The organism is Burkholderia sp. Tr-20355 (assembly GCF_017104685.1).
Taxonomy (GTDB): Bacteria; Pseudomonadota; Gammaproteobacteria; order Burkholderiales; family Burkholderiaceae; genus Burkholderia; species Burkholderia seminalis.
Map to the genome: position 1 here is coordinate 1 of NZ_JAAGPK010000226.1, position 10,094 is coordinate 10,094.

The 10,094-nt window shown below is 68.1% G+C and carries 12 protein-coding genes and 1 tRNA gene; 7 read left to right on the plus strand and 6 right to left on the minus strand.

Features of this window, described 5'->3' with window-relative positions; all coding sequences use genetic code 11:
* Positions 1–163 precede the first annotated feature (163 nt).
* The 3 genes from G3N62_RS32175 (at position 164) to G3N62_RS32185 (ending at position 3,402) form a co-directional block, all read left to right on the plus strand.
* Positions 164–1,504: an MFS transporter gene (locus G3N62_RS32175; RefSeq protein ID WP_059559349.1), complete on the plus strand. Its 1,341-nt coding sequence runs from the start codon at positions 164–166 to the stop codon at positions 1,502–1,504.
* A 62-nt stretch (positions 1,505–1,566) separates the two neighbouring features.
* The gene (locus G3N62_RS32180; protein WP_124671122.1) at positions 1,567–2,964 is read left to right on the plus strand and encodes an enolase C-terminal domain-like protein; all 1,398 of its coding nucleotides are present in this window, start codon (positions 1,567–1,569) and stop codon (positions 2,962–2,964) included.
* 126 nt (positions 2,965–3,090) lie between these two features.
* The gene (locus G3N62_RS32185) at positions 3,091–3,402 is read left to right on the plus strand and encodes a hypothetical protein (RefSeq protein WP_034188044.1); all 312 of its coding nucleotides are present in this window, start codon (positions 3,091–3,093) and stop codon (positions 3,400–3,402) included.
* Positions 3,403–3,469: 67 nt separating this feature from the next.
* Here G3N62_RS32185 and G3N62_RS32190 read toward each other — a convergent pair.
* From G3N62_RS32190 to G3N62_RS32210, 5 genes are all read right to left on the minus strand, one after another.
* A tRNA-Ala gene (locus G3N62_RS32190) sits at positions 3,470–3,545 on the minus strand.
* 65 nt (positions 3,546–3,610) lie between these two features.
* Positions 3,611–3,973 carry a c-type cytochrome gene (locus G3N62_RS32195; RefSeq protein ID WP_124671121.1) on the minus strand — a complete coding sequence of 121 codons (363 nt, stop codon included), beginning with the start codon at positions 3,971–3,973 and terminating at the stop codon, positions 3,611–3,613.
* Positions 3,970–4,770: a BON domain-containing protein gene (locus tag G3N62_RS32200; RefSeq protein ID WP_069707016.1), complete on the minus strand. Its 801-nt coding sequence runs from the start codon at positions 4,768–4,770 to the stop codon at positions 3,970–3,972. The genes G3N62_RS32195 and G3N62_RS32200 overlap by 4 nt, the downstream gene beginning before the upstream one ends.
* Before the next feature lie 17 nt (positions 4,771–4,787).
* Positions 4,788–5,372, minus strand: coding sequence for an SIS domain-containing protein (locus tag G3N62_RS32205; protein ID WP_059559351.1), 585 nt, complete (start codon positions 5,370–5,372; stop codon positions 4,788–4,790).
* Between the two features lie 126 nt (positions 5,373–5,498).
* Positions 5,499–5,927 (minus strand): YraN family protein, encoded by a 429-nt coding sequence (locus tag G3N62_RS32210; RefSeq protein WP_185733132.1) that lies wholly within the window; start codon positions 5,925–5,927, stop codon positions 5,499–5,501.
* 46 nt (positions 5,928–5,973) lie between these two features.
* On the opposite strand from G3N62_RS32210, the gene rsmI reads away from it, so the two are divergent.
* The gene (gene rsmI / locus G3N62_RS32215) at positions 5,974–6,852 is read left to right on the plus strand and encodes a 16S rRNA (cytidine(1402)-2'-O)-methyltransferase (protein ID WP_034188058.1); all 879 of its coding nucleotides are present in this window, start codon (positions 5,974–5,976) and stop codon (positions 6,850–6,852) included.
* 92 nt (positions 6,853–6,944) lie between these two features.
* Here the strand turns inward: rsmI and G3N62_RS32220 are convergent, their stop codons facing one another.
* A complete protein-coding gene (locus G3N62_RS32220) occupies positions 6,945–7,556 on the minus strand; it encodes a septal ring lytic transglycosylase RlpA family protein (RefSeq protein ID WP_034188059.1) in 612 nt (203 codons plus the stop codon).
* A 655-nt stretch (positions 7,557–8,211) separates the two neighbouring features.
* Between G3N62_RS32220 and G3N62_RS32225 the strand changes: the two genes are divergently transcribed.
* The 3 genes from G3N62_RS32225 (at position 8,212) to G3N62_RS32235 (ending at position 10,062) form a co-directional block, all read left to right on the plus strand.
* Positions 8,212–8,856, plus strand: coding sequence for an MBL fold metallo-hydrolase (locus G3N62_RS32225; protein WP_059559357.1), 645 nt, complete (start codon positions 8,212–8,214; stop codon positions 8,854–8,856).
* Positions 8,853–9,512, plus strand: coding sequence for an exonuclease (locus G3N62_RS32230; protein WP_049030364.1), 660 nt, complete (start codon positions 8,853–8,855; stop codon positions 9,510–9,512). Before G3N62_RS32225 ends, G3N62_RS32230 begins: the two co-directional genes overlap by 4 nt.
* A 79-nt stretch (positions 9,513–9,591) precedes the next feature.
* Positions 9,592–10,062: an Lrp/AsnC family transcriptional regulator gene (locus G3N62_RS32235; RefSeq protein WP_006477376.1), complete on the plus strand. Its 471-nt coding sequence runs from the start codon at positions 9,592–9,594 to the stop codon at positions 10,060–10,062.
* Positions 10,063–10,094: the final 32 nt, after the last annotated feature.

The following is a 10,094-nucleotide window of genomic DNA, read 5'->3' on the forward strand; positions in this document are numbered from 1 at the left end:
CATGAAAGCGAAGTTTTCGACATGACAGAATGGCCCGGACGCCTTGCCCGACTCGGCGCCCGGTGCCCTGCCTCCGGCCGGCGGCACCCATACGACAACATCACGCGCGCGCCGACGCGCCCGCCGCACGACGGCACCTTCCGTCCTTCGGAGGAGACAAGTCATGAATCCGCTTCACGCGCTGCCGGCGTCCGCGTCGGCAACGGTCCGGCGCACGCGCGTGCGCTGGCTCGTGCTGGCCGTCCTGTTCGCGGTCACGACAATCAACTACGCGGACCGCGCGGCGATCGCGATCGCGGGCCCGAGCCTTGCCCGCGCGCTGCACCTGAGCCACGTGCAGATCGGCTTCATCTTCTCCGCGTTCGGCTGGTCGTACGTGGTCGCGCAACTGCCGGGCGGCTGGCTGCTCGACCGCTACGGGTCGCGCATCGTCTACGCGTTCAGCATCTTCTTCTGGTCGCTGTTCACGCTGCTGCAGGGCGCGATCGGTTTCTTCGGCGGCGCGGCCGCGTTCGCGCTGCTGTTCGGGCTGCGCTTCCTCGTCGGCGCGGCCGAGGCGCCGTCGTTCCCGGCCAACAGCCGGATCGTGTCCGCGTGGTTCCCGGCTGCCGAGCGCGGCACCGCGTCCGCGATCTTCAACGCCGCGCAGTACGCGGCGACCGTCGTGTTCGCGCCGCTGATGGGCTGGCTCGTGCACGCGTTCGGCTGGCAGTCGGTGTTCGCGGTGATGGGCGTGCTCGGTTTCGCGTTCGTCATGGTGTGGAACCGCACGATGTACGACCCGAAGGACCACCCGAACGTCAACCGCGCGGAACTCGACTACCTCGCCGAAGGCGGCGCGCTCGTCAACATCGACCAGGCGACGGGCGGACGCGACGGCGGCCCGTCGATGCGTCACGTGAAGGCGCTGCTGAAGAACCGGATGCTGATCGGCGTGTACGTCGCGCAGTACTGCATCAACGCGCTCACCTATTTCTTCATCACGTGGTTTCCCGTCTATCTCGTGCAGGCGCGCGGGATGTCGATCCTCAACGCGGGGCTCGTCGCGTCGATCCCCGCCGTGTGCGGGTTCCTCGGCGGGATTCTCGGCGGCGTCGTGTCCGACGCGCTGCTCAAGCAGGGCCGGTCGCTGTCGGTCGCGCGCAAGGTGCCGATCGTGGCCGGCATGCTGCTGTCGATGTCGATGATCGTCTGCAACTACACCGATTCGCACGTGCTCGTCGTGCTGTTCATGGCGCTGTCGTTCTTCGGCAAGGGGCTCGGCGCGCTCGGCTGGGCGGTCAACGCAGACACCGCGCCGCGCCAGATTGCCGGGCTGAGCGGCGCGCTGCTCAACACCTGCGGCAACCTCTCCAGCATCACGACGCCGATCGCGATCGGCTACATCGTCGACCGCAGCGGCTCGTTCAACGGCGCGCTCGTCTATGTCGTCGCGCACGCGCTCGTCGCCGTGATCTGCTACCTGTTCGTCGTCGGCGAGATCCGCCGCGTCGAGCTTCAATGAACGGCGCGGGCCGCGCCGGCGCGTCCGGCGGCCCGCGCGCCACCGGAACCAGGAGCGAACCGATGTCCGAACCCAGCCGCGCGGGCACGCCGCGCGTCACGCGCATGCAGGTGATTCCCGTCGCCGGCCGCGACAGCATGCTGCTCAACCTGTGCGGCGCGCACGCGCCGTACTTCACGCGCAACCTGGTGATCCTCGACGACAGCAGCGGGCATACGGGCGTCGGCGAAGTGCCGGGCGGCGAAGGCATCCGCCACGCGCTCGAGCGCATGACGGATCTCGTGGTCGGCCAGTCGATCGGCCGCTACCAGGCGACCCTCAACGCGGTGCGTGCGACGCTGTCCGGCGCGGGTGCGGGGGCGGGCCGCACGATCCGGCACGAGGTGACGTCGGCCGGCGAGGCCGCGGTGCTGCGGCAGCCGCACGAGATCAACCTGCGGCTCGACAACGTGATCACCGCGATCGAGGCCGCGCTGCTCGACCTGCTCGGCCAGCACCTCGACGTACCGGTCGCGGCGCTGCTCGGCGAAGGCCAGCAGCGCGACGCGGTGCCGATGCTCGCGTACCTGTTCTATATCGGCGACCGGCGCCGCACCGACCTGCCGTATCGCGACGAGGCGCTTGCGGCGAACGCGTGGTTCCGGCTGCGCAACGAAACGGCGCTCGCGCCGGCCGACATCGCGCGGCAGGCCGAAGCCGCGGTCGACCGCTACGGCTTCGCCGATTTCAAGCTGAAGGGCGGCGTGATGGCCGGCGCCGACGAGCTGGAAGCGATCGCGGCGATCAAGGCGCGCTTCCCCGATTCGCGCGCGACGCTCGACCCGAACGGCGCGTGGTCGCTCGACGAAGCCGTCGCGCTGTGCCGTGGGCAGGGCCACCTGCTCGCGTATGCGGAAGATCCGTGCGGGCCCGAAGGCGGCTATTCGGGCCGCGAGGTCATGGCCGAATTCCGCCGCGCGACGGGGATCCCGACCGCGACCAACATGATCGCGACCGACTGGCGGCAGATGGATCACGCGGTGCGGCTGCAGGCGGTCGACATCCCGCTCGCCGACCCGCATTTCTGGACAATGCAGGGCTCGGTGCGGCTCGCGCAGCTGTGCCGCGACTGGGGACTCACGTGGGGGTCGCACTCGAACAACCACTTCGACGTGTCGCTCGCGATGTTCACGCACGCGGCGGCCGCCGCGCCCGGCACGATCACCGCGATCGATACGCACTGGATCTGGCAGGAAGGCGACGCGCGGCTCACGCGCGAGCCGCTCGCGATCGTCGGCGGCAAGGTGGCCGTGCCGGAACGGCCGGGGCTCGGGATCGAGCTCGACATGGCGCAGATCGAGGCGGCGCATGCGTTGTACAACGCGGTGGGCGGCACCGCGCGGGATGACGCGGTCGCGATGCGCTATCTGGTGCCGGGGTGGGCTTACGATCCGAAGCGGCCGAGTTTCGGGCGGGGGTGAGGGGAAGGCGGGATGACGGGTGGCGGTTGCCAAATGCCGAAAACGGCCGCATCCTGCCGGCTGCCCGGATCGGCCCGCGCGGCGGATGGTCGGGCGCTCCCGCCCATCCGCGAAAGAACGCTCTCCATGACGTCATCCGATCCGACACTTCGGCAAATCATCGTCTTCATGCTGTATTCGGTGTTGTGTCTGCCGGCGAGCGTGACCGTCGCCAGCTATGTCGCAGCTCGGATTACGCGCAACGTATCGAATTTCGAAGGCGGTGCCGGTTACGCAGCGCTATGGTGGATCATCCTGCTGACCTGCGCGTTCTATGCGCTATCGATCGTCGTCGGCGCGCTGCTGCGGAAAAGAACGGCGATTCTCGCGGTCGTTACGGTGGGGGCGGCCGTGTTGTCGGTGCCGACGTTCCGGTTGGTTCAGGATCTGGCGACGTAGTCCGCCGGCTATCGGACCCGCAAAAACAAAAAGGCCCGATCTCGCGATCGGGCCTTTCGAATTCCGTTGGTGGAGCGGAGGAGGATCGAACTCCCGACCTTCGCATTGCGAACGCGACGCTCTCCCAGCTGAGCTACCGCCCCAACAGTCGACCATCATACACACGCATTTCTGCGCTTGGCAATAGGGGTTACATCCCCCTGAAGCGTTACTTTGACGGCGCGCCGGCCAGCACCCATTCGACCACCGAACGGACATCGGCGTCGGTCATGCGCGGATGCGCGGGCATCGGAATCGCGCCCCAGACGCCCGAGCCGCCGTCCTTCACCTTCTTCGACAGCTTCGCGACGGCCTGCGGATCGGACTTGTAGCGCGCGGCAATATCCTTGAACGACGGGCCGACGAGCTTGCGGTCGACCGCGTGACAGCCCATGCAGGCATTGCTGCGTGCGACCTTCAGGCCGTCGCCGGCGTCCGCGTGCGCGGCGCCCAGCGTGCCGAGCACGAGCGCCGCGCCGGCGGCGCCCTGCACCATCCACTGTTTCATCTGCTTCATCCGCGCGCCCTTCATTGCGCCGGCGCCTTCGGGTTGCCCGGGTGCACGCTCGACGAATTCGAGATCGGGGCGGGCGACTGCAGCGGCGCGGACTGCACCGACGCGTCGGGTACCGCGCCGACCGTCGCGCTGTCCGCCGGCGCGGCGGCAGCCGGCACGCCGGATGCGCCGCTCGCGGGCGAGGCGGCCTGCAGCGCCTGCGCGTCCTGCGGCTTCACGTACTGGAACACCTTCACGACCTTCTCGACGCCCGGCACCTGGCTCGCGGCTTCCGCGCCGCGATTGCCTTCGTCCACCGTCACGAGGCCCATCAGGTAAAGGTTGCCGCGTTCGCTGACGACCTTGTAGTAGTTCGCCGAGATGCCCTTCGTCGCGATCAGCTCGGACTTCACGCGCCCTTCGAGATACGAGTCGTTCGCGCGCGACGACAGCGACGACGCCGGCTCGACCGACAGCTCGTTGACGATGCCGTTCACGTTGTTGATGCCGCGCACGATTTCCTCGGCGCGCTGCTTCGACGCATCGTTCGGCACTTCACCCGTCAGCAGCACGCGGCGGTTGAACACCGTCACGTTCACGTGCGACTGGTCCGGCAGCCCGTTGTTGATCTGCGAAAGCGCCTTGACCTGGATCTCGCGGTCCTCCGTCTGCGCGCCGAGCGTCCGGCGATCGGTCGCGATCAACGCGCCGCCGCCGGCCGCTGCACCCACGACTCCGAGCACACAACCCTGCAGCGACACGGCGAGGCCCGCCGTCAGCGCGGCGAGCAGCGTGGTTCTGACGAGCGTCTGTTTGACGCGGCTTTGATTCATCGACGGCTCTCCTTCGTTCAATCCTCACCCAGCAGCATCGCGTCGATGCCGTCGCACAGGCAGTGGATGGTCAGCAGATGGACTTCGTGGATGCGTGCCGCGCGAACGGCGTGCACGCTGATCGGAATATCGGTATCGGACAGCGCGGCCGCGACTGCATGGCCATTGCCGCCCGTCAGCGCGACGACGGTCATCTCGCGCTCGTGCGCCTCGTCGATCGCCGCCAGCACGCGCGGCGACGCGCCACCCGCATCGAGCACCAGCAGGATGTCGCCGGTCTGGCCGAGCACGCGCACCTGCTGCGCGAACAGCTGCTCGGCGGCCGCCGCCCCCATGAGGCCGGCCTGCGACGCATCGGTGGCCAGCGCGATCGCCGGCAGGCCCGGACGCTCGCGCTCGAAGCCGCCGACGAGCGACGCGGCGAGATACTGCGCGGCAGCAGCCGACGGGCCGTCACCGCACGCGACGATCTTGTTGCCGTTCGCCAGCGCGGCGAACATCGCATCGACCGCGGCTGCGATCGGCAACGACAGCGCGTCGGCCGCTTCGGCGTGAAGCGCGGCGCTGTCGTGGAATTGTTGCTGAATACGTTCGACTGACATCGATTCCTGGTGAACTGGGCGCGTGGCACATTTCGCGCGACATCGTGGGTGCGGCGAGTTTACCGTACTCCGGCACCCTCTCCGGGGGTCCGGCAAGAACTCTTTACATCTCGTCACACGTCGCGGCTACGCATCGTCGGTACGAAATGCGTCGCGCAGCCACGCGAGCCGGCCGGCCTCGAACGCGACGACATCGAACCGGCACGCGGCACCGGCACCGTGCCGCGCCCAGAACTGCAGTGCCGCCGCCACGAGGCACCGCCGCTTGCGCCAGCCGACGCTCGCGGCCGCGCCGCCGTGCCGGACACTGCGCCGTGCGCGCACCTCGACGAACACGAGCATGCCGTCGGGTTCGCGCATCACGAGATCGAGCTCGCCGCCGCGCATCGTCACGTTCGCCGCGACGAACCCGAGGCCGCGGCGCTCGAGAAACTGCCGCGCGCGCTGCTCGAACGCCGCACCGACGGGTTTGGATCGTGCCGCGCCGGAAAAGTTGTCGCCCGCGTGCGGCAATCCGCGCCCGTCGCCCGGGCTGGCCGGCGCCGCGTGGCACAATGCCGACCTTGTTCCGCTTGCGCCGCGATTGCGTGCATTGCCTGCCATGACTGCCCTCCTCGAACTCGCGCACACGCAGCACTACCCGGACGCCGCGCTTTACGTGGTCGCCACGCCGATCGGCAATACGGCCGACATCACGCTGCGCGCGCTGCACGTGCTCGGCCTCGCCGACCGCATCGCGGCCGAAGACACCCGCAACACCGGCCAGCTGCTCGCCCGCTACGGGATCTCGAAGCCGCTCCTGGCCGTGCACGAACACAACGAACGCGAAGCCGCGCAGCGCGTGATCGAACTGCTGCGTGGCGGCGAACGCGTGGCTTACGTCTCGGACGCCGGCACGCCCGGCATCTCGGACCCCGGCGCGCGGCTCGTCGACGCGGTGCGCGAGGCCGGCTTCGCGGTGATCCCGCTGCCGGGCGCGAGCGCGGCCGTGACCGCGCTGAGCGTGGCCGGCGACTGGGCCGGCGCGTTCACGTTCGCGGGCTTCCTGCCGCCGAAGGCCAAGCAGCGCGCCAGCGCGCTGCAGGCGCTGGTGTCGCACCCGTATGCACTGGTGTTCTACGAAGCGCCGCACCGGATCGCCGAAACCGTCGCCGCGCTCGCCGATGCATTCGGCCCCGCGCGCCGGCTGCTGATCGCGCGCGAACTCACCAAGCTACACGAGCAGCTGTTCCAGGGCACCCTGTCCGAAGGACAGACCTGGCTGGCCGGCGATGCGAACCGGCAGCGCGGCGAGTTCGTGCTGGTCGTCGAAGGCGCGCCGGCGTCGAGCGGCGAAGCCGACGACACCGCGCACGACGCGCTGCTCAGGCTGCTGCTGGAAGAAGTACCGGTGAAGAGCGCGGCCAAGCTCGCGGCCGCGCTGACGGGCGCATCGCGCAACACGCTGTATGCGCGTGCGCTCGCGCTGAAGGAAGGCTGACGCGGAACGACGCCGCGCCGAAACGACAAAGGGCTGCCGGAAGGCAGCCCTTTGTACTTGATGCTCGACGCGTGAGCGGACGAACCGCCGCGTTACTTCGCCGAGATCGACGCGAGCATTTCGTCGCGCGCCTCGCGCGCTTCCTGCGGCGACAGCCCCTCGATCTTCACGCGGCCCGTGCCGGCATGCACGAGGCCGATCAGCTTGGCAGCGGCATACGACAGGTCGAGCACACGGCCGCGCTTGAACGGCCCGCGATCGTTGACCTTCACGACGACCCACTTGCCGGTCGACGCATTCGTCACCTTGATGTACGACGACAGCGGCAGCGTGCGGTGCGCGGCGGTAAGCGCGTTCATGTTGAAGCGCTCGCCGTTCGCGGTGCGGCGGCCGTGGAAATCCCGCCCGTACCACGAAGCGCGGCCCGTCTGGCGGAAGTCGGATACATCCTTGCCGTCGATCGGCTCGGCGTCGGCCAGCGACGGCTTCTTCGCGTCCTTGCTGTCCGCGGCCGGCAGCGATGCCAGCGCGGAATCGAAATTGAGCGGCTGCTTGTCGTCGTCCGCCTTGGCGGCCGCGGCTGTCTTGTCGACCGCCTTCTTCTGGTTCACGCTGCCGGTGGTCTGGCTGGATGGCACCGCGCAGCCCGTCAGCGCAAAAAACAATGCAATGGTTCCGAATCGACTCGGAAAACGTAAATTCATCGACGTGTCGCCTTCTGGTTCGGGCCGCTCCGATACAACGCTGCTTCACAACGCAGATACGCGGCCCGGACGGCAAATGCGTGCACGCCCCGCTCGGATGCGAGCAGGCGGCTAGCATGGGCGCGGCTTTCGTCTATGCCGCAACCGTCCTGATTAGTTTTCACGTCTGGCGCAACCTGTCCCCAACAGCCTGACCAGACCCCACATGCCGCCATCGAACATGGCTCCACGTTCGCGCGCGTCGATACGACCAACGCACAGGAACGGCGGCACAGGCCTCATCCGGCGGCGCGGCAGCAGGGCCGCAGGCGGGCGCGCAGCACCCGGCCGGACAAGACGTGAGCACCGAATGCTCGGTGCTGGATACACCGCCGGACTCCCCGGCGGCTGATGCTTGACGGTGAATCGGACGCCTCTTTTAACGGGGCCGAAACACCAGCGAATGGCGTGAAATTCACGCGCAATGGGGCGCATTATACATAAATCAAAACGCCATCTCGAAAAGCACCCCCGACGGACCATTGATTCTCACTATGGCTGTAACAATCGGCATGCTCCGGGAATGCCCTCACCCGCGCGCCGCGGCACGCGTCGCACGAGCGGCAGGCGGCGCGCGCGACCGGTACAATCGCTCCTTTTAGCCGCCGGTGCCTCCATGAAAGTCACGCTCATTCCGGTCACGCCGTTCCAGCAGAACTGCTCGCTGCTCGTCTGCGAGAAAACGGGCCGTGCCGCCGTCGTCGATCCGGGCGGCGATCTCGACCGGATCCAGCAGGAAGTCGCGCGGCAGAACGTGCAGGTCGAGAAAGTGCTGCTCACGCACGGGCACATCGATCACTGCGCGGGCGCGAAGACGCTCGCGACGCACTACGGCGTGCCCATCGAGGGGCCGCAGGAAGAAGAACGCTTCTGGATCGAGAAGCTGCCGATGCAGAGCGAGCGCTTCGGCTTTCCGGCCGCCGACACCTTCGAGCCCGACCGCTGGCTGAACGACGGCGACACCGTGCAGTTCGGCGACGAGACGCTCGAGGTCTATCACTGCCCGGGCCACACGCCCGGCCACGTCGTGTTCTTCAGCCGCGCACACCGCATCGCGATCGTCGGCGACGTGCTGTTCGCGGGCTCGATCGGCCGGACCGATTTCCCGCGCGGCAACCACGAGGATCTCGTCCGTTCGATCAAGGAGAAGCTGTGGCCGCTCGGCGACGACGTCACGTTCGTGCCGGGCCACGGCCCGGTGTCGACGTTCGGCGACGAGCGCCGCACGAACCCGTTCGTGTCAGACAAGGTATTCGGATGAACCAGACCGCCATCCCGGAAATCTACGTCAGCACCGACGTCGAGGCCGACGGCCCGATTCCCGGCCCGCACTCGATGCTGAGCTTCGCGTCGGCCGCCTATACCGAGGACAAGCAACTGATCGCGACGTTCTCGGCCAACCTCGAGACGCTGCCCGGCGCGCAGGCGCACCCGGTGCAGGAAGCGTGGTGGAAGACCGAGCCGGAAGCCTGGGCCGCGTGCCGGCGCGACCTGCAGGCGCCCGAGGCGGCGCTGGTCGCGTACGTCGACTGGGTCGAGGCGCTGCCCGGCAAGCCCGTGTTCGTCGCGATGCCGGCCGGCTTCGATTTCACGTTCATGTTCTGGTACATGATGCGCTTCGCGGGACGTTGCCCGTTCTCGTGGTCCGCGCTCGACATCAAGACGCTCGCGTTCGCGATGACGGGCCTGCCGTATCGCAAGGCGATCAAGCCGCGCTTTCCGAAGCACTGGTTCGACGACCATCCGCACACGCACGTCGCGCTCGACGACGCGATCGAGCAAGGCGCGCTGTTCTGCAACATGCTCGCCGACCTGCGCCGCCAGCAGGCCGCGCTCGCCGGCCTCGCCGTATCGGACACCGATCGGTCGGAGCGCGCGGGGGCGGGACAAAATCCCACGGATCCGCGAGCAAATTAGCGAATCTTGCTCACCAGCGCCACGCCAGATTGCCTTTCCTTTCCCGGCCCTCTAACATTCAGCATGTTGTTGCTGCCGCATGGAGGCGCAGGTGACGCTCGATTCCTTTTCGCAAAAAATCCTTCGCCTGTTGCAGCTCGACGCGCGCCGTTCCGTTCAGGAAATTTCCGACCAGGTCGGCCTGTCGAGCACGCCGTGCTGGCGCCGCATCAAGGACATGGAACAGTCGGGCGTGATCCAGCGCTACACGGCGCTGCTCGATCGCGAGAAGCTCGGCCTGCACGTCTGCGCGCTCGCGCACGTGCACCTGACACGCCACAACGAAGGCGGCGTCGAGCAGTTCGAGCGCGAGATCGCGACCTGCCCGGAAGTCACCGAGTGCTACAGCACGACGGGCGAAGCCGATTACATCCTCAAGATCGTCGCGCCGGACATCAAGGCATACGACGTGTTCCTGCACGAGCGCATCTTCAAGATCCCGGCCGTGTCGCAGGTGCGCACGAGCGTCGTGCTGCGCGAGATCAAGTTCGACACGCAACTGCCGCTGTAACGCGCGGGCCGGCCCGGCCGGTGCGCGGCGTG

What these genes read in the sequence shown, in the direction of transcription:
- G3N62_RS32200 (WP_069707016.1), bottom strand. Translation starts at nt 4,770, where the DNA reads ATGAATCAAAGCCGCGTCAAACAGACGCTCGTCAGAACCACGCTGCTC.
- G3N62_RS32235 (WP_006477376.1), top strand. Translation starts at nt 9,592, where the DNA reads ATGGAGGCGCAGGTGACGCTCGATTCCTTTTCGCAAAAAATCCTTCGC.
- rsmI (WP_034188058.1), top strand. Translation starts at nt 5,974, where the DNA reads ATGACTGCCCTCCTCGAACTCGCGCACACGCAGCACTACCCGGACGCC.
- G3N62_RS32180 (WP_124671122.1), top strand. Translation starts at nt 1,567, where the DNA reads ATGTCCGAACCCAGCCGCGCGGGCACGCCGCGCGTCACGCGCATGCAG.
- G3N62_RS32195 (WP_124671121.1), bottom strand. Translation starts at nt 3,973, where the DNA reads ATGAAGGGCGCGCGGATGAAGCAGATGAAACAGTGGATGGTGCAGGGC.
- G3N62_RS32220 (WP_034188059.1), bottom strand. Translation starts at nt 7,556, where the DNA reads ATGAATTTACGTTTTCCGAGTCGATTCGGAACCATTGCATTGTTTTTT.
- G3N62_RS32230 (WP_049030364.1), top strand. Translation starts at nt 8,853, where the DNA reads ATGAACCAGACCGCCATCCCGGAAATCTACGTCAGCACCGACGTCGAG.
- G3N62_RS32175 (WP_059559349.1), top strand. Translation starts at nt 164, where the DNA reads ATGAATCCGCTTCACGCGCTGCCGGCGTCCGCGTCGGCAACGGTCCGG.
- G3N62_RS32205 (WP_059559351.1), bottom strand. Translation starts at nt 5,372, where the DNA reads ATGTCAGTCGAACGTATTCAGCAACAATTCCACGACAGCGCCGCGCTT.
- G3N62_RS32185 (WP_034188044.1), top strand. Translation starts at nt 3,091, where the DNA reads ATGACGTCATCCGATCCGACACTTCGGCAAATCATCGTCTTCATGCTG.
- G3N62_RS32225 (WP_059559357.1), top strand. Translation starts at nt 8,212, where the DNA reads ATGAAAGTCACGCTCATTCCGGTCACGCCGTTCCAGCAGAACTGCTCG.